Origin of the sequence: Paraburkholderia caffeinilytica, from assembly GCF_046030355.1 — a bacterium.
Taxonomy (GTDB): Bacteria; Pseudomonadota; Gammaproteobacteria; order Burkholderiales; family Burkholderiaceae; genus Paraburkholderia; species Paraburkholderia caffeinilytica_B.
This window is the reverse complement of record NZ_JAQQCQ010000026.1, coordinates 31885-52495: the sequence shown is the minus strand read 5'-3', so window position 1 is coordinate 52495 and position 20611 is coordinate 31885. Positions and strand designations below refer to the sequence as shown.

Below are 20611 nucleotides of genomic sequence, written 5' to 3'. Positions count from 1 at the left end.
TCCCTGAATTCATGGCCCATCACGAAGATCACAACGAGCAATCGCTTGCCGCGTCCCCTGTGTCGACCGGAGTCAGCGCTTTGGCGCTTACGCCGGTTCCATGCAAGATGGTTGCCACACCGATCGGCGCCGACGCATTGCAGGACCCGGCCCTCCTGCGCCGCCTGCTACGCGCCAAAGACCGCATGGACGCCGCCTCGCACGAAGCCTGGCCCGTCAAGCGCCTCGCCGAAGTCAGCGGCGTCTCCGAAGCGCACTTCGCGCGCTCCTTCAAGCGGGCCTTCGGCCTCCCACCTCACCGCTACCTGCTGACACGGCGCATCGAGCAAGCCACCACCCTGCTGCGCGACACCGGGCTCAGCATCACGGAAATTGCCTTCGCGACCGGCTGGGAAAGCCTGGGCACCTTCGGCCGCACCTTCCACGACGTCACCGGACGAAGCCCCAGCGCCATGCGCCTTGCGACTCAAGCCAAGCTGCCTCAACTCGACCGCGTGCCCGCCTGCGTTCTGAAGGCCGCGCAACGCCCCGATCTCAACATCGCAGTTTTGGAGAAGCGCCGCCGCGTGGCCAGGGATACAGTCCGGCCATTAACCCAGGAGGTGTCATGAACCAAGGTGTCAATGTAGTGGGCTTGTATGTCGATAACCAGGACGAAGCGCTCGCGTTCTACGTCGACAAGCTCGGCTTCCACGTTCACACGGACGTGCGCAACGGTCCCTACCGCTGGCTCACGGTCCAGCATCCGGATCAGCCCTCGTTCCAACTCGGCCTGTTCACACCCGGCCCGCCCATCCACGACGAAGCCACCGCGCAAACCCTGCGCGCCATGGTCGCCAAGGGGGCCATGCCTCCGCTGGTTCTTGCCGTGGCCGACTGTCGCGCCACCTACACCAGACTGAAGGCCAGCGGCGTGGAATTCACCCAGGAACCGATAGACCGCTTCGGCAGCGTCGACGCCGGGTTCCGCGACCCTGCCGGCAACGGCTGGAAGATGATCCAGGCTCCGGGGAGCTCGGCATGAACGGCGCCCGGGTTCAGTCGCTGGCCGACTAGCAAGGCAAGCGCTTCACGTCCGCAACGCCATACCAGTACACTACCCACCAAAGCAAAATCCGGATGATCCGGTCCGCGCATGCGCCGAGGTCCCACAGGCAGCGCATTGCGCGAGGCCGATCCTCACCTCGTGAAGTCTCTTGTAGAACGCTCAATTCGCGTCAGACACCCCATGGATTATTTTGCCGCGGTACGGGCCTTCGTTTCCGCAGCAGAGCTGCAGAGCTTCAGCAAGACGGCCCATGAAATGGCGGTCAAGACCTCGACCATCTCGCGCTACGTGAGCGAGCTGGAAAAGGATCTGGGCATTGCCCTGTTCAACCGGTCCACGCGGGGGCTCGTCCTGACGGAGGGCGGCAGGCTATTTCGTGAACACGCCGTGATTGCCCTGCAGGCGCTCGACGATGCGCGCCAGGTGACCTCGTCACTGAATCTCACCCCGCAAGGTGTGCTGCGCGTCACGATGCCGCCGGCATTCGGGCGCCGGCATATCGTGCCGCATCTGCCGGCATTCATGACGCGCTACCCTGCCATCAACCTCGATATCGTGTCGGCCGATGAAACGCTCAACATGATCGAAGCGGGCATCGACGTGGCGATCCGTATCGGCGTGCTGCCCGATTCGTCATTGATGGCCAAACGCATTGCGCCGCATCGCCGTATCGTCTGCGGCAGTCCGATGTATTTCGAGCGAAGCGGAATGCCTCGTGTCCCTGAAGATCTGGCCGCGCACGATACGCTTCGCTTGCCCCTTCTGCCGGACGACAAATGGTCTTTCACCCGCATAACGGATGCACAGGGGGCGCCGGAGCAGGTGCTGGTGGAATTGCAAGGGCGCGTGCGCGCAGACGACTCCGAAGCCGTGCTGGAACTCGCTATGGCCGGCTGCGGCCTGGCGCTCCTGCCGACGTGGCTCGCGTCTACGGCCCTGCGCGACGGGCGCCTCCAGCACGTGCTGCCCGAATGGGAGGCGCGCACGGGGCGGGCCGAACCCGCGGTCTGGGCAGTCTATCCGCCGAAAAAAATCGTATCGTCGAAGGTGCGCGCGTTCGTGGATTTCTACGCCGAGGCGATTGGCGAGCCGCCGTACTGGGACGACGGACTCGCATCGAAGCGTCGGCCTTAACGGGCGAAGCGGATATCGAGGGTGCGCAGCCAGGTCTGCAAGCCCGCGTCCTGGATCGGAATCACATAAGCGTTTTCATTCGTTTCATTGAAATGCGCATGCCAGTATCCCGGCGGTGTGACAAACGCCATTCCGGCTTCCCAATCCACGCGTGTCGGATTCGCGATATTGCCGTGCTCGTCCAGTTCGCTGCCGACCAGCGTATAGACGCCTGAACCGCCCCCGGCGATGAAGTCGAGTGCAATCGACTGATGACGGTGCGGCTTCTGCATCGAGTTGGGCGGCACAATGCCGAACATGGCCCACAACACGTGCGTAACCGTTCGCGTCTGCGGGAAGTTGGCGTTGCCCATCAACACGCTGATGCGATTGCGGCGGCCGGCATTGGCCTCTTCCGAAACCTTGCGTAATTCCGCTTGCGCCTGGGCGGCCGGATAGAGCGTCGGCGCAAAACGCGCCTCAACGCCGGTCGTGCCGAGATAGGTGAGCAGCGGCGCGTCGTTGACGTAATAGAGCGTGGCCGTAGAGTCAGCGGACAGAACCGCGGCAGCGCCACCGGGCAGCGTGAAGAAATCGCCCTGCGCGAACGGGAAGCGGGTTGCAGCCTGTGTCACGCTGCCGGTCCCGCTAATGACGTAGCAAACCTGCGAGGTTGCATTCGGGGCAAGCGTCAAGGCATCCCCCGCGTTGATGCGCAGGAAATTGGCGCTCAGGCCGGGACCTGTCGCGGGGCCGGGGCAGCCCAACTCCGCGGAGAGGTCGAGCGGCACGACTCGAGTAGCGCCGTCGGCGTACAGCGAAGGCGGGAAGTTGCGGAAAGGCACGCGCGAAATGAGCTTCGCGCCGATCGGATTGGCGGACGACGTGTACTCGAAGTATTGCGCGTCCAGGGTCGCGAGAGCGGGTTCGGCGAGCGTCGCCGGGGAGGTCCTGGTCAACATGGTCTGCTCCTGTAGGTTAGGCGAGCTTCGTGCGGGTCCCCTCATGAACTTGAGGTTCGCGTTCGAAAGCTGACCTGACTATAGGTGCGGGTTGCTGGCCTCAGAAGTGCCGGGAATCGAAATCAGTTTTGCGCAAAGGGGTATGCCGGACGTGTGGCATGGAGCGATCCAACGCCGGCTTGTCGTTGCCCGCATTGCCCGATAGTCGAGTCGCACGATATCCATCAGCGCCTCGACCGGCATGCGGGCTCTTACGTGTTAGTGCCCAGCAAGCAGAACGTTCGCAATTACACCCGTCGCGATGGCAGCGAGTACATAGTCCCCGTTCACGCCGACCCACTGATACCCGCGAGGCGGTGCTTGCAGGCCGTGTTCGTGCCAGTTGTCGACAACGTAATTGCGATCGCGGTATTCCGTCGGAAGCCGCTCACCCTTGTGCCAATCGTTGTGAGGAACGGGGCCGCCCGGGCCGCCCAAAGACGCATCGTGTACCGGCCCGTGACCACGTCCATGCGGGCCCCCGTGACCCGGGTTCTGCCTCTCGTGCGAAGGCGGCCCGCCGTGATTGCCGTCGTGTTGCTGTGCAAAGACGGCAACGGGCGCGCCGAGTAACGAAACGATCAGAAGGGGTGCGACGATTGTCAATTTCATAGCTTTGCCTTTGAGAGAATGACGCGGTAACAGTGTGATGCCCGAAGCTGTGTCTGCCGCGAAGCGCCTGCTGCGTGTTGCTTGTCTCGCTACGCGACGTGGTTCGCTCATTAACGCTCAAAACGTCCGCGCTGGCAAATAATGTCATATGAACGTCGGTTCGCCAAACCCGCCCTCGCGATTCAACCAGCAGGCCGAGCCGGCAGCAACCTTATCGACGATGTCAAAGGTCGAAGGTGCCACGATACTTCTCGTCGGCATCTGAACGGGTATTGATTTCGACGAGGACGCCGCCCGGTACTTCACAGAAAAATCGCGAGCCGCGCTCATGTTTGAACACGCCGGTTTTCATGACGACGTCCGCTGTCACCATCTGGTCATAAAGCGCGCGAACCTCGTCGAGGGTCGCCAGTTCGAAACCGATGTGAAAGTTGTGAGGCCACTCGACCGGATGATCGGCGGCGTCATCGATCACGATGTCGAATCCGGGACGCTTCAGAAACCAGCTCGCGCCTCGCGCGGCGACGGTACAGCCTAGATGGGCCTCGAAGAAAGTGGCGGTGGCGCTCACGTCGGACGAGGGGAAGCTCACGTGATTGAGCTTCATGGTGGTGGTGATATCGGTCATGTCGATCTCCGTTGATTCGGATCGCTCGTTGCGTTCCGTACGGAGAATGTTACGAGTAAAAGCTCGCGTTCAATACTCGCGTCACCGCGCTCGCGTCGGCGGCCGCTTAGGCCCGTCCTGCGGACGTTTCAGCCCGCGCGACGCAGTCTTGCGGGCGGCCTGCTCGCGTTTGCTCGTGGATGGTTGCGCGTCTGCAGTAGCAGACGAATCGACACTCCATTCGGCGCTCTCATCTGACATCATCGTCAGATAGCCCAACACGGCGGCCGTCACACGGCGCGTGAGTCCGGTCGTATCCGTCTCCTCGCGCTCGCCGGCTGCATCGACGAGGCCACGGATGATTGCAAACAGATCGCGCGCGGCGACGGACGCGTCCTCTTGCGGCGGCAAGCCGTCACGCACAAGAATCTGCAATAGCACGCTACGCACCGATCCGGTACTGGCCAGCGCGACGCGCAACTGCGGCCTGCTCTCCTCGACGTCGAGTAGCCGCGCAAGCGTAGGTCTCGCGAACTGCTGCCGCACGGAGACGCCGATCAGATGCATCAGTGCGTCCGGTCCGCTCGTGTGATCGAGAGCAACCAGCGCCTCCCGGTAGAAACGCTCGTTCTCACGCTGCATCAGCGCGATCGTCAACGCATCTTTGCTGGGGAAGTATTGATACAGCGAACCAATGCTGACGCCGGCGCGTTCCGCGACCGCGTTCGTATTGAAACCTTCGAGCCCCTTCGTTTCGAGCACCTGTGCAGCCGCTTCGAGCAAGGTGGCGACCATGCGTTCGGAACGGGGCTGGCTGGGCGCCCTGCGCGGTTTGAGGGGCGATGGAGTCGGCTGTCGAGGCATACGGCGATCACGGGGTTGAGTGGCAGCGAATGGTTCGGTCAGGAAGTGGTCGTCCGGCCCGATGTCGATGCAAGCTTGCCACAAAGTCGCCACGTCGGCCGACGTCGGCATCACGCCCCCTCAGTGCATGTCGATCTCCTCCACCTCGCGCACACCCATCAATCCGCAAAGCATGGTGCGATAAGCAGCAAATTCATCGGCAGACATGCGCGAAAGCGAAATCGTGACCATGTCCCGCTGTTCGTCGTCGTCCGGGTGAACGCTGATATGTCTGAGGCGTGGGCTGTCCTCGCCAAACAGGCGGCACAGCACCGGCAGCGTGATCGCCCCCCGATCCACCTGGAGGCGCAATGCCCGGCGCAGTTTTCCTTTCGTCCGCAATTGGCGCGCGACGGGTTTGACCCATGTGAGCGTCGTCAGAATGATGACCGTTGCCGCCAACGCCAATACGTAGAGTCCGCCGCCCGCCGCGAGCCCGATGCCCGCGACGGCCCAGACACTCGCAGCCGTTGTGAGCCCTCGCACCACCTCGCCGCGCAGCAGAATGGCGCCAGCGCCGAGAAAGCCGATTCCCGACACCACCTGCGCCGCGACACGTGACGGATCGAGGGCGACGTTCGGCATCGAGCGCGTGTCCTCAAAGCCGAACACCGAAACGATCATCACGAGCGAGGACGCTACGCACACCAGCATATGCGTGCGCAGTCCGGCGGGAAACGCAAACCGCTCCCGCTCGAAGCCGATGGCGCCGCCCAGCACTGCGGCAAAGAGCAATCTTGCGATCAGTTCGATATTGCCCGGCATCGTATTCCCCTCGTTGTCAGCCCCAAGGCAAGGTAAAGGTCTTCACGTTCGTGAAACTCTTCATCGCTTCCTGCACCCCCTCCTTATGACCCAGTCCCGAATCCTTGATGCCGCCGAACGGCGTCAGCTCGATCCGGTAGCCGGGCACTTCCCAAACGTTCACGGTCCCTACGTTGAGCTCATTTGCGAAACGCGTGATGTTCTCGAGACTGTCCGTGCAGACGCCGGACGACAGGCCATACGCCGTACCGTTGGCTATCCGGATGGCGTCGTCGAGATCGTTGAAGGCAATGATCGGCGAGACCGGGCCGAAGGTTTCCTGCGCGACCAGTTCCATTGACGGTGTGACCCGATCTAGAACGGTCGGCGGAAACAGCGCACCCTGACGCTCGTTGCCGACCAGCAGCCGCGCGCCCTGTGCGATCGCTTCATTGACGCGTGCCTCGAACAAGGAAGCGGCCGCTTCGTCAATGACGGTGCCCATGTCGGTGCTGGCGTCGCTCGGGTCTCCGCACTTCCATGCCCGGGTCTTCTCGACCACCAGTTCGGTGAAGCGGTCAGCCACCGTTCGTTGCACCAGAATCCGTTTGACTGCGGTGCAGCGTTGCCCGGAGTTTTTGTACGAGCCGAGCACCGCAAGATCCGAAGCGCGTTCGAGATCAGCGTCGTCCATCACGATCAGCGGATCGTTGCCGCCAAGCTCCAGCACCACCCGTCGATAGCCGGCTCGCTCGGCAATGTATTTGCCGATGGCGACACCGCCCGTGAACGTCACCAGCGCGACGTTCGGGTTCGTAATCAGTTCGTCGGCAATCTCGGCCGGATCGCCGGTCACGACCTGCAGCATGGGCGGCGGAAGCCCGGCTTCGTAGAGTAGATCCGCCAGATAGCAGGCGGACAGCGGCACCTTTTCCGACGGCTTCAACACGGTACGGTTGTTGGTGGCGATCGCCGGCGCAATCTTGTGCGCCACCTGGTTCATTGGGTGATTGAACGGTGTGATCGCCGTAATAACGCCAAGCAGCGGTTCGCGCTGCGTGATCACGCGACGCTTCTTTCCGTGCGGCGTGAGATCGCATGAAAACACCTGGCCGTCGTCGCGCAACGCCTCGCTCGCGGAGAAGTTGAACACGTCGGCCACGCGCCCGATCTCATAGCGCGCGTCTTTCATGCACAGCCCCGATTCCAGCGTGATCAATGCGGCTGCCTCTTCAGTCCGGCTGCGCAGGAGTTCCGCAGCGCGGTTGAGAATCGATGCGCGCTCGAAGCGCGACAGTGTCGGCCGGTATCGAAGCGCAGCCTCGTAGGCCATGCGCACGTCGTCGACTGAAGCCTTCGGCACAGTGCCCACTACGTCCCCGGTATAGGGGTTGGTCACTTCGATCACGCGGTCGCGCGTCGGCTTCTTGCCATCGATACGCAGCGTCTCTTCGCGAAACTGCTGCGGTTTCAGATCAATCGTGTTCATGCATGCTGCTCCGGAAGGGATGCGACGGCAGGTTGATCGTGAAGTGCGTTCAACGCGATATGGAACACGTCGAAATTCCTCAGCGTGCGGTCTTCGAGCGGCCCGGCAAGCGCGCGGTTGAACAGCAGCGGCACGGTCTGCTCCGACAGGCCGCCGTGTGAACGCAGGGGCACCGTCAGTCCCGACAGATCGTGCGCCGCGGCGCTGCTGCCGAGCACATAAGATTTGTCGCTGATCACAACGAGGTCACCCACGCGGTCGGGCGGCAATTCGAAGCGCGCGCACGCTTCTTCGCGGGTCAGGACCGCTTCGATATGCGGCAAGGCCGAAAGCCGTCTGCGCAGCACGACGCCGTCATCGCCGGCGGGCAGATACACGGTCGCGTAGGAGCCGAGCGCTCCGTGGTGACGCACGTAGGGGTCCGTGATCGGCAGGATGACCCGCGCACCGCCCTCTCCGACGCCGCGCCCAAGCCAGTCGTCGAGCAGATCCTGCAGGTAGATGATGTTCGGCTCGCCGGTCTTCGGATCGTGCTTGGCGTTCATCCCGTGATCCGCCGTGATGCCGAGTACCGCGCCCAGTTCGTGCAGACGCAGCAGATAGCGGTCCATCATCGCGTAAAACGCGTTTGCGCCGTCGGTGCCCGGGGCGAACTTGTGCTGGACGTAGTCGGTGGTCGATAGATACATCAGGTCCGCGCGATCGTTTTCGAGCAGCCAAACACCCGTCGCGAAGACGAATTCGGAAAGGTCCGCGCTGTACACCTCGGGCAGCGGCTTGCCGACGCGCTCCAGCACCCGATCGATACCGTTCGCCTCGACGGTGGCCTCGTTCGCCTTTTCCGCAGACAGGCAGATGCCGTTCAGGCCGTGACCCAGCAGCGCGCGCAACTTGTCTTTCGCCGTAACGACAGCGACCCGGGAGCCCGCATCGGCGGCGGCAGCGAGCAGCGTGCCGGCCCGCAAATAGCGCGGGTCGTTCATCAGCACCTCGCGGCCACGGCCTTCGTCGGCATCGCGGTCGTAGAAATAGTTGCCGCAGATACCGTGCACGGCCGGCGGTGCACCACACACGATCGAGAGATTGTTCGGGTTGGTGAAGGAAGGCATCACGCATTTCGCGTGCAGCGCCGTGCCGTTTTCCAGCAATTCGCGCAGGAACGGCGTGGCGCCCGCTTCTGCCGCACGACGCAGATAGTCGTATTCGCACCCGTCGATGCAGACGACCACCGTCGGCCGTTTCGGCAAACGATAGCTTCGGCCATTGACGGTCAAGGTTGAATCTGGATTCATGTCGAATTCCCTCAAGGTCGGATGTTCAGAACATGCGCCGGATGAAGTACGTGCAGATCGCACTGAGCAGCCCGACGCACGCGATGTAGAGCGCAATCCACCACGGCTGCAAGTTGCCGTAGTGCAGAAGAGAGGTGGCGATGAGCGGCGTTATCGAGCTGGAGACGATGCCGGACACCTGGTACACGATCGAGATGCCGCTATAGCGCACCCGCGTATCGAACAGTTCGCAGAAGAGCGCGGCCTCGGGACCGTAGACGAACGCGTAGATCACACCGAGCACGATCACGATGGTGGCCGTCACGGCAGCAAGACTGCTCGAGTAATGAAAGACCGCAAAGGCCGGCCACGCGCTCAGGCCGCAAGCCAGCGCACCCCAGCCGAACACCTTGCGTCGGCCGATCCGGTCCGACAGGCGCGATGCGATCGGAATCATGAACATCAGCACCAGCGCGGCAAGCGTCACGGCCACAAGGATTGCCGACTTCGCGTAGTGCTGGATGCCGATCAGATAGCTCAGCGCAAACACGGCATAGGTGTTGAAAATCACCCCGTCGATATAGCGTGCGCCCCAGCCCAGAAACACGTTGCCGCGGTAGTCGGCGAACACTTCGCGCGCCGGTACTTTGGCGACCGCGTGTGTATCGCGAATCTTCGTGAAGGCAGGCGTTTCGACTACGCGCAAGCGGATAAACATGCCCACGCCAACGAGCAGGATGCTGGCCATGAAGGCAGCCCGCCAGCCCCATTGCAGGAAGGCCTCAGGCGTCAGCCAGGTAGTCAGCGCAGCCACCGCGCCGCTGCTCAGGCACAGGCCGATTGCAAGCCCAATCTGCGGATAGGACGCGTAGAGACCGCGGTCTTTGCGGGGCGCATACTCGAAAGCCATCAGCACAGCACCGCCCCATTCGCCGCCAAGACCAATGCCCTGCAGCAGCCGCAACAACAGCAGACAGGCCGGCGCCCAGATGCCGATCGACGCATAGGTTGGCAACACCCCGATCAGGAACGTGGACACGCCCATGATGGAAAGCGTGAGCACCAGCAAAGGCTTGCGTCCGAAGCGGTCGCCGAAATGACCGAAGATCACCCCGCCGAGCGGCCGTGTGACAAAACCGACTGCATACACCGTGTAGGCCAGCATGGTGGAAACGAAGGCGTTTCCCGTTGGAAAGAAAAGCTTGTCGAATACGAGTCCGGTGATCGTGCCGTAGAGAAAAAAGTCATACCATTCGACGGTCGTGCCGATCAGACTGGCTAGGGCAACCGACTTCACAGACCTGGCGTCGACGTTGATTGCCGCGCCTCCTGCAATATCCACTGCTTCCATTGCTTGTCTCCTGATAGTTGCCGGGCACCGTGACGTCGCCTGACGTCCGCTGCCTCGACACTTGCCGTTCATGCGGCTTTTGTTGTGCTGCAAGATACGCCGGCGCGAAACCGGATGGTTCTTTTCCTCCTCACTCACCGTGCGGTGATGCTGCTCCCATTGGCTCGCTGCGGCTAGAACTTCAGGCCGCCGCCGCGATGAAATTGCGTCCACGCGGACCGCTCAACGCGTGCGCGATCATCCGGTCCGATTCCTCGGTACTTACGCCATAGCTTGAAAACGAGGTACGTACGCCGAGCGCTTCGAGAAACCCAGTCAGGTACTCCCGTGCATCGACCAGCGGGCACGGAAAGACTTTCGCAAGCACGGCGTCGCGCGCAGCGCTTTTTCCCAGCGCGAGATCCAGCACCATCGGCAATGTGAACGAACACGCGATGCCATGCGGCAGACCATGATGGATCGTCATCTCATACGAAATGGAATGCGCCAGTGCGGTTTTCGTATTCGAGAACGCGAGCCCGGCTTTGAGCGCCGCGAGCGAGGCCTGTTCGCGTAGCGTCCGGTCCTGCAGATTCGCAACGAGCGCCGGCAGCGTGGCCAGCATGTCGCGCGCGGCCGATACGGCGAATTCGTCGGAGATCGGGTTTGCGTTGACGTTCCAGATGGCTTCGAGCGCATGCGAGAGCGCATCGAGACCGCTCTGCACCGTGACCGAATGCGGCAACGAGAGTGTGAGATCAGGATCGACGATCGCGGCCTCCGGCCACGTCTGCGGGAGCTGCAGCGAATACTTGCGCTGCTTGATCGTGCGGTCCCAGATCGTCGCCCATGGTGTCACTTCGCTGCCGGTGCCTGCGGTAGTCGGCACCGTGATCAGCGACTTCACGCGCGGCGGTGTGAACGGCTTGCCCGAGTCGAGCAAAGCCAGCAGTTCATCGAACTCGTTGCTTTCCGTACCGACCATCAGCGTTTTCGCCGTGTCGAGCACGCTGCCGCCGCCGATCGCCACGACAACGGGACAGCTCTCGTGCCGGCGCCAGAAATCGCGGTACATGCCCGCGATATGGGTGACGTCCGGGTTCGGTTGTACGTCGTCGATCACCGCCACCACGCTATCGCCGCACAACTCGCGCACACGTTGCACGAGACCGATCTGCGCCGCCTCCGCGAATGTCACGACCACGGCGCGGCGGCCGTTGAGAATGTCGGGCAACCGCGCGATACAGCCGGGACCGAAATTCACCTCTACAGGATTCCAAAAGACACCGTTCATCGTCTCCCCTCTATTCGTCTGTGTGCGTTACGGATGAATTATGGGAAACATCGACGTATAGTAAAAATACAAATATTTCTATCGATGTATTCAGCCAATCTATGCGACTCACTCAATTGCGCTCGTTTTACGCCGTCGGCAAGCACGGCAGCGTGACGGCCGCCGCGCGGGCGCTGCACGTCAGCCAGCCGACTGTCACAACACAGGTGAGGGATCTGGAGGAAAGCTACGGGGTGGAGTTGTTCCATCGCAGCGGCCGTCGGATCATCCTGACTGCGGCGGGGGAAACCCTATTCGCGATTGCTCAGCGGATGTTCGGTAACGAACAGGAGGCGATCGACTTTCTGAAGGAATCGGCGGGCCTGCGCACCGGCATCATCCGCGTAGGCGCGGTTGGGCCACTCCACGCCATGGAAATCGTCGCGGCGTTTCACCTTCGCTATCCGGGATTGCGCGTGTCGATCCGCCTCGGCAATTCAGAGGAAACCGTGCGCGGGCTGTTGTCGTATGAGACGGACGTCGCGGTGCTGGCGCAATACGGTGCGAACCCTTTGCTGCACTATGTGCCCTATCGTCAGCACCCACTGGTCATCATCGTTCCGGCGTCGCATCGGCTGGCGCGCCGGCGCAGCGTTCGTCTGGAAGAGCTGCGCAACGAACCCATGATCATGCGCGAGCCGGGTTCCACCACCCGTAAGGCGCTGGAAGACGCATTGCGTCAGCACGGCATCGAACCAAACTTTGCGCTGGAGGTGGGCAGCCGGGAGGCCGTGCGCGAAGCGGTCATATTTGGGCTCGGTATAGCGGCGGTATCGGAACGCGAACACGTCGACGACTCGCGACTGCGCAAGCTGACGATTCATGGTGAGCAGGTGTTGACTCACGCGCATGTCGCCTGCCTCGCCGAGCGTAAAGCAGCGCGACTCGTGCAGGCTTTCCTCGACGTGGTCAATCAGGTATTGGTCGAAAAAGGCGCCGAGGCCGCCACAAGCTAGGTGTGTAGGGGTCGGTATTGAGAATGCGCGGGAATACGTGCGAGCCGAAGGTACCGTACTCGCCGTTTGTTGATTCGTTATCCAGAACGGTTGCAATCTGGGACTAAACCTTTTCGGAAGTCACCGTCTGCATTGATGCCCGGGCTGCCGGGTTCGCCATCGATTTGGCGAGCGTGCGCCTAAGGCTTCACGACCACCGTCCCGAAGCATTTCCCGTTGATCACTCGTTCCAAGGTCTGCGGCGCCCATTCGAGTCCCGTCATGATTTCGTGTGGAAAGCGAATGCTGCCGGCGCCAAGCCAATCGGCAAAGCGACGGGTCCACTCTGCCTGTACACCAGGATCGTCGTCGGCGCTATAGCCACGCAACGTAATCTTCTTCAGAAGAAGCTGCATGGAGTCCAGCTCGACCGGCGCGGTTCGGCCCGGACCGTGGGCCGCCAATTGCCCGGACAGCGCGCCGAGAATCACCACGCGCGCGCCCACGCGTGCGTTGGCGATCGCAGCCTGCAACTGTTCGCCACCGACGTTATCGATGAACACGTCGATACCTTGAGGCGCGGCCGCAGCAAGTTGCTCGACGATCGGTGTGGCTCCGCGGAATACCGCCGCGTCATACCCCAACTCGGACACAAGGCGAGCGGCCTTTTCCTTGGAACTGGTGCTGCCGATAACGCGGCCCGCGCCGAGCAATCGCGCGATCTGTCCGGCCATTGAACCGATCGCACCCGCAGCACTGGAAACGAATACCGTATCGCCGGGGCGGATCCGCACGCCGCGCGTGAGCGCCGCATAAGCCGTCCATCCGTGCCCAAGATAGCCGACCGGGTCGGGCAATCCAGGTTCGACAGACCGGCATTGCGCGATGGGCACGGTCGCGTATTCACGCCAACCCCGAAAATGCAGAACCAGATCGCCATGAGAAAAACCACTTCCTGCTGGCGCCGACACGATTTCGCCCAGCGCTTCCCCTGCGAGTGCGTCACCCTCACGCAGAGCCGGAAAGGGCACACCTTCCACGTCTTCGGCCCCTTTGCTGATCATCATGCGCAGCGAGGCCGATACGAGGAAATAGCGATTGCGGACCAGCACCTCGCCGTCCCTGGGTATCGGCAGCGGAACCGAAACGATTTTGAAATTTTCGGCGTTAGGCACGCCATCGGGTCTGGTCTTCAATCGAACTTCGAGACAGGTGTCAGGTATTGCGGTCATCTAGGTATCCTCGCGCGGCGGGCACGCACGTTGTTGGCAAGCCCGCCGAAAAATGTGAGCATGTGACTCATATTTACCCGAGGGCAATGATTTGGCTACTCGCATTCCCACGCACGCTGCAACGATGCGCAAAGCCCCGCGCCAAGCACGTTCGCGCGCCACCGTCGAGGCGATTCTCACAGCAGGGGCTCAGGTTTTGGGGCGCCAGGGCTGGGCCCGCTTCACGACCAACGACGTCGCGGAAGCCGCCGGCGTGAGCATTGGCTCGTTGTATCAGTACTTTCCAAACAAGAACGTATTGGTGCAGGCGATCACGACGCGTCACTTCGACGAAGTTCTCGCGGTACTGCGTACGATCGACGATGAGACCATGCCGTTCGCGTGGCGCGTCGAGCAACTGGTCCATGGCATGATCGGTATCCATAACATCAATCCAGCGCTGCATCGCGTCCTGCTGGAGAAGGCGCCCTACATTGAAGGCTTGAAATCCGCTCACGACAAGTTCGAGACGGAGTATCTCCGGCGCTATACCGCGATGGTCGCGGCGGCGGGCAAGCGGCGCGGCCGGGAATCCGTTGCAGTGGCCGCGCAAGTCCTTTCCTCCGCTATCGCGGGTGTTATTCATGATGCCGCGCACAGGGGCACGTTAGGAACGCCGATCCTGAAGCGAGAGCTTGTGGAAATGGCTACCGCATATTTGCTCGGACGGCGCTAGCTCCGCGGTATGAAGTAGATGGTGGGAAGCTTTGCTCATCCGGTGCATCCACGGAATACAGATGAACAACACCGCGATCAGCGAACGCGCGTGAGACTGATCGCATCAATGCCGACACGCAACGTTTCCGATGGGAAAAATTGCTCGATAGTCGCACGAGCAGGACGCTGCCCAAGCCAGTTCTTCTCAAATGTTATTATCGGAAACATCGACGCCGCGTAAGGCAAGCATTTAAGCCAGCCCCATGGATACCCACCTCACCAAACCCGCCGACCCATCGACAACCGACCTCGGCCGACGCGTCCGCGCCGCCCGCCAGGCGCAGGACTTGACGCTCGAAACCGCGAGCCGCCTCTGCGGCGTCTCCCGCTCGACCCTCTCCAAAGTCGAAAACGGCCTGATGTCGCCCACGTTCGACGTTCTGCAAAAAATCGTGCTCGGCCTGAAGATCGAGATTGGCGAGCTCTTCGGCTCGACGCCCAAGGTCAGCGCCAGCGGCCGCCGCGCGTTGACCCGCAAAAACGAAGGCCAGCGCCACGCCTACCGCGGCTATCAGATGGAGTTGCTCGCCACGGATCTGGCGCACAAAGCGATGTTGCCGTTTCGCATCCGCATCTCGGCGCACACGCTGGATGCCTTCGATGACTGGGGCCGTCACGAAGGCGAAGAATTCCTGTACGTGATCAGCGGCAGCGTGTGTCTCTATTCCGAGTTGTACGCGCCGACGCATCTGAATGCAGGTGACAGTCTGTACTTCGACAGCCGTACAGGCCACGCCGCCGTTTCCACTAGTGATGAAGACGCCGAAGTGTTGTGGATGGCGACCAGCGCCGACATTCCGCAGACGTCGGCCACTGCGGAACCAGCGAAAAAATAGCGAAGGGCGCCTGGACCACGGCACGTGTCAATGGCAAAAGGAAAGCCAACGTCAACGTCAATGCCGATGCCGATGCCGATAGCAACGCTAACGCCCGCGCTAATGGCAATGCCACAACCACAGCGCTTTAACGACGCGCAGCCAACGCCCGCTGCGCTAGTTGCGCGATATGCACCGCACGTTGCCCGGTCCCCTGCTCGATCTGCTCGCGGCAACTGAAGCCGTTGGTCAGCACGATCGTTTCCGCGTTTGCCGCCGCTGCAGCACGCACAGCCGGAAATAACGCGTCCTCCCCGATCTTCTCCGACAGCGCGTGATGCTCGTCGTTAAAACCGAACGATCCCGCCATCCCACAGCATCCCGTATCGAGCAACGTCCACTTCACGCCAAGCTTGTTCAGCAACGCGGTATCGCCTTGCATGCCAAACAGCGCCTTCTGATGACAATGCCCGTGCACGATCACGTCCGCTGCAAGCGTCGGCCAATCGAACGGCTGACGCGCGACGAAATCGGAGAATAGAAACGTCTGCGCCGACAGTTGCATCGCCAAAGCATGGCCGGGGAACTGCTTCAGTAGTTCGTCCTTGAACACCGATAAGCAACCCGGTTCGAGCCCGACCAATGGCACACCTGCGGCGATGTCCTCTCCGAGATCATCGAGAATGGTAGTCAACAACTCTCGCGCACGATCGAGCAAACCGAAGTCATACAGTGGACGTCCGCAACACAAACGGTTCTTCGGCAGCACGACGTGCCACCCCATTTGCGTCAACACATCGGCAGCGGCCTGCGCGATCTCGGGCGTGAAGTGATCGTTGAACGTATCGACCCACAAGATGACTTTCTTCACCTCACCACGAGAGCGGGAATCAAGCGCCGTTTGAGGCGCACGTCGAACACGCTGCCGATACGTCCGCGCGGCAAACTTCGGTAGTTCACGCGCCTGCGCCACACCGGCGACCCACTTCCCCACCGCCGCCAACCCCGGCGCCGACGTCATAAAATTCGTCAACCGGGGAAAACGCGCCGCCCATGGCGCCCATTCGCCAATCCGCCCCATAAACAACGCCTGACGCGGCCGCCGATTCTTCTCGTAGTAATGCGAAAGAAATTCCGCCTTGTACGAAGCCATATCCGTATGCGTCGGGCAATCGGATTTGCAGCCCTTGCACGCGAGGCAGGTATCGAGCGCCTCTTTCACTTCGCGGCTTTGCCAGCCATCCGCGATCACGTCGCCTTGCAGCATCTCCCAGAACAGATGCGCCCGGCCACGCGTCGAATATTTCTCTTCACGTGTCGCGCGAAAGCTCGGGCACATCGTGCCGCCTTCGAGCGAGCGGCACTTGCCCATGCCAATGCATCGTTCGATCTCGCGCTGAAAACCGTCGCCTTCCTGACTGGCGAACGTGAGCTTCGTTTGCAGTGTCACGGGCTTATAGGACGGCCCCATGCGCAGGTTTTCGTCGGCGCGATACGCGTGCACGACCTTGCCCGGATTCAACCGGTTGGCCGGGTCCCAGATCGCCTTGAACTGCTCCATCGCCTGCATCAGTTCGGGGCCGTACATGATCGGCAGAAACTCGGCCTTGGCCTGGCCGTCGCCGTGTTCGCCCGAGAGCGAGCCGCCGAATTCGACCACCAGTTCCGCCGCTTCGCGCAGAAACTTGCGCCACGTCGCGACGCCTTCCACGCTGCGCAGATCGAAAGTAATGCGCGCGTGCACGCAGCCATCCCCGAAATGACCATAGAGGCTCGTCTCATAGCCGTAACGATCCACCAGCGCCTGGAAGGCACGCAGATAATCGCCGAGACGCATGGGATCGACCGCCGCATCCTCCCAGCCGACCACCGGATCGGGTGTGCCCGCATCCACCGACAACGCCACCGCCGAAGCCCCGGTCTCGCGAATCGACCACACCTTCGCCTGCAACGCGCGATCCTCGACGAGCATCGCCGACACGTTCGGCCCGGCTTCGCCCGACGAAAAATACGCTGCCGCGGCCTGGGCCTGAAGCACGGCGTCGTCTTGTGTATCCGCGCCGAATTCGAGCACGACCCAGGCGTCGCCGTCCGGCAGCAACGCGATTTCATCCTTCTTCAAACCACGCGCCTGCAAGCCGCGGATGATCGCGCGGTCGAGTCCTTCGATCGCGATCGGTCCGCAGCGCATGAAATGCGGCACGGCGTCCGCAGCGGTGTAGATATCGGTGAAGCCGACCACGACGATCACGCGTTTCGCCGGACTCTTTACGAGCCGCACTTTCGCCTGCAACGTCACGGCACAGGTGCCCTCGGTGCCGACCAACGCACGCGCGACGTTGAAGCCGTTTTCCGGCAGCAGTTGATCGAGGTTGAAGCCAGACACGCGCCGCTTGATCTGCGGGAATTTCGCGCGAATCTGATCAGCGTAGGTGTCGCGCAGCCGCTTGAGCGCGGCGTAGATTTCGCCTTGACGGCCACCTGCTGCGATGATGCGGTCGAGTTCGCCGTCAGGTGTCGGACCCACCCAGAAACGCGCGCCATCGAAGGTCGCGATTTCCAGCGCCTCGACGTTCTCCACCGTCTTGCCGGCCATCACCGAATGCGCGCCGCACGAGTTGTTGGCGATCATGCCGCCGAGCGTGCAGCGACTGTGCGTGGCGGGGTCGGGTGCGAACGTGAGGCCGTGTGCTTCGGCGGCGTCGCGCAAGGTGTCGCAGATCACGCCCGGTTCGACGATTGCTACGCCCGCGACAGGATCGATCGATACGACGCGGTTCACATACTTGCTCGCGTCGGCCACTACTGCGACGTTCACGCATTGGCCGTTCTGCGAAGTCCCGCCGCCACGAGGGAGAAAGGGCACGTCATTGCGGCGGCACGCGGCGAGCGTCTCCACCAGATCGTCGACGTCCGACGGCACCACCACGGCGAGCGGAACCTGCCGATAGTTCGATGCATCCGCCGCATAGAGCGCTTTCGAGCCCTGATCAAAGCGTACTTCGCCGCGTACGTTGCGGCGCAGGTCGGCTTCGAGCGCCTGCAACACGGCGGCCGTACCCGAGAAAGGCCTGGCGATGCGTGGTTCTTTCAACGAGTCATGAGCCGCATCGCCTGATAAAGCATTCACGCCCGTGCCCTGATCTTCATCCAATGACGTTCCCACTGTGCGCCTCATGTCTCGTGTCCAACGCCCGCGCTATCGCCCTGCATTCGTGAATCAAGCCGCCTGGCTCGCGGTCATCTTGAAGATGCCCTGTGCGTTGCCCGCGTCGAAACGCAGGTCCGTTTCCCAGCGGCGCACGTCCTGGTCGAAGGTCCGCTTGCGCGTGATGAACTCGTAAAACGAACCTGGCACGTCGCGCGTCACGATGCTGCCATCGGCCGCACGGAATTCGCGCCGCACGATGTCCGCACGGTACGCGGTCTGAAACACCCGGCCCGAACGCGAACGCTCCACGTCCGGCTTCATCGGACGACCCTTCGCCTTTTCGTCGTCGGAGAGCTTGAACACGTCCGCGACACGATCGGTGGCGTGATTGAAGGCGTTGCCTTCGGTTGCGATCCACGCCATTTCCGCCGACTCCTTTAACAATACTTCGTAATCGGCTTCGCGTGGCGTCTCGTGTTGCCGTGCGAACGCACCGACGATCACCGGCAGCAATGTGTGAGCCGCCTCGAGCGGCAATACACCTTCGCGTTCGAGCTCCCACAACTGGCCGGCGGCTTGCGGCGTCAGCGGATCGCGCGAGGCGCCGATCACGTTCGTCACCGCCTGCTGAAACGCCGCTGAGAAACGCTCAGGATGCAATTCGCTCACGAAGAACTGCGCGATCTCATCGGGGGCGTCGTCGTGCGCCCACGCGCGGCCGGTCATGCCCAGGCGGTCGAGCGGATAGCGGCCGTTGATGCTGAAACCAAGCGGCCGCAAGATGCGCGCGAACGCAGCTTCGCCCGGCGGCAACGCCCCGTTCTCGGCCCAGCGCACCGTGCGCAATGCACCGTGGTCGAAGTAGACGCTGCCGCCGGCTGCGATCGCCTCCTCGGTGTACCGGCGGCCATTTGCCGAGCGTGCCAGCAGGTCTTCGAACAGCGCCATGTTCATCGCCTGCGCCAGTTCGGCGCGGGTGACCGTGCCGTCTTCCCACTCATTGAGAATCTGCGGATGATTCAGGGTGGCGAACAGTCTCGTGGTTTTCTCGGCGCCGAGCAGTTTCAGCAGCAGTTGTTCAACATTCGCATTCTTGACGTTTCGCATATCGGTTCCGGGCAGCATGCGGTGAGCAAGCGTTCGTATTTTCGAAGATGGTTTGCCGGCCTGGCTTCAAGGCGCAAACACGGTATCGTTGGATGCGAGATTATTCAAATTCGCGGCGCCCCCGTAAAGCGAGATAAAATCGCCACTTGATGCGTTTTTGGAATCAACGTGCGAAAGTTCAAGATCCCCAACATGGGCGCGCTGCTCGCGTTCGAAGCCGCCGCGCGACACGAGAGCTTCACGCATGCTGCCCGCGAGTTGTTCCTCACCGAAAGCGCGGTGTCCCGGCAGATCAATACGCTGGAAAGCAATCTCGGCGTGCGGCTGTTCGTGCGCGTGAAACAACGCGTCGTGCTGACCAAGGCGGGCAAGGTGTATAGCGCGCAGGTGCGGCGCTCGCTGGAACAACTGGACCGCGACACGCTGTCGATCATCGCGCATGGCAGCGGCGGCGGTTATCTGGAACTGGCCGTGCTGCCGACTTTCGCGTCGCAATGGCTGATTCCGCGGCTGACGGCATTCAATGCGCAGTATCCGGACGTGCGGGTCAACATGGGCGTGCGCACCGGCACCTTCCCGTTCGCCGATACGCATTTCGAAGCGGCAATCCACTACGGCAAGCCGACATGGCCGGGCACGTCGGCGGATTTTCTATTTAGCGAGGAAGTCGTGCCGGTATGTGCAGCGAGTCTGCTGACGCGGCCTGTGGAAACAGCGGCTGATCTGCTGGATTACCCGCTGCTGCATTCCACCACCCGGCCGGACGGCTGGGCATCGTGGTTCGCCAATCTCGGCGTCGACGATAACCGGACAATGCAAGGGGTTCGCTACGAACTCCATACGATGCTGATCAGCGCCGCCGCAGCCGGTCTCGGCATCGCGCTGGTGCCGCGCTTTTTCGTGGACGCTCAGCTCGAACAGCTCGGACTCGTGATGCCGCTCGACGCGCCCGCCGTCGCCGACTCGGCGTATTACCTCGTCTACCCGACGGAGTTGAGCCACGGTAAGCCGCTCACGAGTTTTCGCGAGTGGCTGTTGCGGGAAGCGGCGGCATACAGTGCAGTGAATCCTGGGCTGGGCGGCAATCCCGATGCCGCGTGATCGGCGGTAGCGGTAGCGGTAGCGGTAGCGGTAGCGGTAGCGGTAGCGGTAGCGGTAGCGGTA

At 62.1% G+C, this 20611-nt stretch carries 18 protein-coding genes and 1 pseudogene; 7 read left to right on the top strand and 12 right to left on the bottom strand.

Features of this window, described 5'->3' with window-relative positions:
* The first annotated feature begins 107 nt into the window (after nucleotides 1-107).
* The 3 genes from PQQ95_RS30290 to PQQ95_RS30280 all read left to right on the top strand — a co-directional run bounded on the left by PQQ95_RS30290 (nucleotide 108) and on the right by PQQ95_RS30280 (nucleotide 2182).
* Nucleotides 108-611, top strand: a complete 504-nt coding sequence (locus PQQ95_RS30290; protein ID WP_408444447.1) for a helix-turn-helix domain-containing protein — start codon at nucleotides 108-110, stop codon at nucleotides 609-611.
* On the top strand, nucleotides 608-1024 hold the full coding sequence (locus PQQ95_RS30285; RefSeq protein ID WP_408444329.1) for a VOC family protein: 417 nt from the start codon (nucleotides 608-610) through the stop codon (nucleotides 1022-1024). The genes PQQ95_RS30290 and PQQ95_RS30285 overlap by 4 nt, the downstream gene beginning before the upstream one ends.
* A gap of 204 nt (nucleotides 1025-1228) precedes the next feature.
* Nucleotides 1229-2182 (top strand): LysR family transcriptional regulator, encoded by a 954-nt coding sequence (locus PQQ95_RS30280; protein WP_408444444.1) that lies wholly within the window; start codon nucleotides 1229-1231, stop codon nucleotides 2180-2182.
* Here PQQ95_RS30280 and PQQ95_RS30275 read toward each other — a convergent pair.
* The 9 genes and pseudogenes from PQQ95_RS30275 to psrA all read right to left on the bottom strand — a co-directional run bounded on the left by PQQ95_RS30275 (nucleotide 2179) and on the right by psrA (nucleotide 11412).
* Complete coding sequence (locus PQQ95_RS30275) at nucleotides 2179-3123, bottom strand: cupin domain-containing protein (protein WP_408444326.1); 945 nt, start codon at nucleotides 3121-3123, stop codon at nucleotides 2179-2181. The two genes, PQQ95_RS30280 and PQQ95_RS30275, sit on opposite strands and share 4 nt — an antisense overlap.
* A 258-nt stretch (nucleotides 3124-3381) precedes the next feature.
* Complete coding sequence (locus PQQ95_RS30270) at nucleotides 3382-3774, bottom strand: RcnB family protein (protein ID WP_408444323.1); 393 nt, start codon at nucleotides 3772-3774, stop codon at nucleotides 3382-3384.
* Between the two features lie 223 nt (nucleotides 3775-3997).
* The gene (locus PQQ95_RS30265; RefSeq protein WP_408444320.1) at nucleotides 3998-4402 is read right to left on the bottom strand and encodes a VOC family protein; all 405 of its coding nucleotides are present in this window, start codon (nucleotides 4400-4402) and stop codon (nucleotides 3998-4000) included.
* A 243-nt stretch (nucleotides 4403-4645) separates the two neighbouring features.
* A pseudogene (locus tag PQQ95_RS30260) lies at nucleotides 4646-5245 on the bottom strand (TetR/AcrR family transcriptional regulator); the annotation flags it as partial.
* Between the two features lie 120 nt (nucleotides 5246-5365).
* The gene (locus PQQ95_RS30255; protein WP_408444318.1) at nucleotides 5366-6049 is read right to left on the bottom strand and encodes an MgtC/SapB family protein; all 684 of its coding nucleotides are present in this window, start codon (nucleotides 6047-6049) and stop codon (nucleotides 5366-5368) included.
* A gap of 16 nt (nucleotides 6050-6065) precedes the next feature.
* Nucleotides 6066-7517, bottom strand: a complete 1452-nt coding sequence (gene phnY, locus PQQ95_RS30250; protein WP_408444315.1) for a phosphonoacetaldehyde dehydrogenase — start codon at nucleotides 7515-7517, stop codon at nucleotides 6066-6068.
* Nucleotides 7514-8809: a phosphonoacetate hydrolase gene (gene phnA / locus PQQ95_RS30245; protein WP_408444312.1), complete on the bottom strand. Its 1296-nt coding sequence runs from the start codon at nucleotides 8807-8809 to the stop codon at nucleotides 7514-7516. Before phnA ends, phnY begins: the two co-directional genes overlap by 4 nt.
* Before the next feature lie 25 nt (nucleotides 8810-8834).
* A complete protein-coding gene (locus tag PQQ95_RS30240) occupies nucleotides 8835-10139 on the bottom strand; it encodes an MFS transporter (RefSeq protein WP_408444309.1) in 1305 nt (434 codons plus the stop codon).
* A 181-nt stretch (nucleotides 10140-10320) separates the two neighbouring features.
* Entirely contained in the window at nucleotides 10321-11412 is a 1092-nt protein-coding gene (psrA, locus tag PQQ95_RS30235; RefSeq protein WP_408444307.1) for an iron-containing alcohol dehydrogenase PsrA, read from the bottom strand.
* A 101-nt stretch (nucleotides 11413-11513) separates the two neighbouring features.
* Here psrA and PQQ95_RS30230 point away from each other — a divergent pair, with 101 nt between their 5' ends.
* A complete protein-coding gene (locus tag PQQ95_RS30230) occupies nucleotides 11514-12407 on the top strand; it encodes a LysR substrate-binding domain-containing protein (protein ID WP_408444304.1) in 894 nt (297 codons plus the stop codon).
* Nucleotides 12408-12586: 179 nt separating this feature from the next.
* Here PQQ95_RS30230 and PQQ95_RS30225 read toward each other — a convergent pair whose 3' ends face one another.
* Nucleotides 12587-13618, bottom strand: coding sequence for an MDR family NADP-dependent oxidoreductase (locus PQQ95_RS30225; RefSeq protein WP_408444301.1), 1032 nt, complete (start codon nucleotides 13616-13618; stop codon nucleotides 12587-12589).
* 124 nt (nucleotides 13619-13742) lie between these two features.
* Between PQQ95_RS30225 and PQQ95_RS30220 the strand changes: the two genes are divergently transcribed.
* Together PQQ95_RS30220 and PQQ95_RS30215 are read left to right on the top strand one after the other, a co-directional pair.
* Nucleotides 13743-14333 (top strand): TetR/AcrR family transcriptional regulator, encoded by a 591-nt coding sequence (locus PQQ95_RS30220; protein WP_408444298.1) that lies wholly within the window; start codon nucleotides 13743-13745, stop codon nucleotides 14331-14333.
* Nucleotides 14334-14577: 244 nt separating this feature from the next.
* Nucleotides 14578-15210, top strand: coding sequence for a helix-turn-helix domain-containing protein (locus PQQ95_RS30215; protein ID WP_408278716.1), 633 nt, complete (start codon nucleotides 14578-14580; stop codon nucleotides 15208-15210).
* Nucleotides 15211-15337: 127 nt separating this feature from the next.
* Here PQQ95_RS30215 and PQQ95_RS30210 read toward each other — a convergent pair whose 3' ends face one another.
* Nucleotides 15338-18355, bottom strand: coding sequence for an FAD-binding and (Fe-S)-binding domain-containing protein (locus tag PQQ95_RS30210; RefSeq protein ID WP_408444295.1), 3018 nt, complete (start codon nucleotides 18353-18355; stop codon nucleotides 15338-15340).
* Between the two features lie 54 nt (nucleotides 18356-18409).
* A complete protein-coding gene (locus PQQ95_RS30205) occupies nucleotides 18410-19447 on the bottom strand; it encodes a DUF1338 domain-containing protein (protein ID WP_408444292.1) in 1038 nt (345 codons plus the stop codon).
* A 168-nt stretch (nucleotides 19448-19615) separates the two neighbouring features.
* On the opposite strand from PQQ95_RS30205, the gene PQQ95_RS30200 reads away from it, so the two are divergent.
* On the top strand, nucleotides 19616-20548 hold the full coding sequence (locus PQQ95_RS30200) for a LysR substrate-binding domain-containing protein (protein WP_408444289.1): 933 nt from the start codon (nucleotides 19616-19618) through the stop codon (nucleotides 20546-20548).
* Nucleotides 20549-20611: the final 63 nt, after the last annotated feature.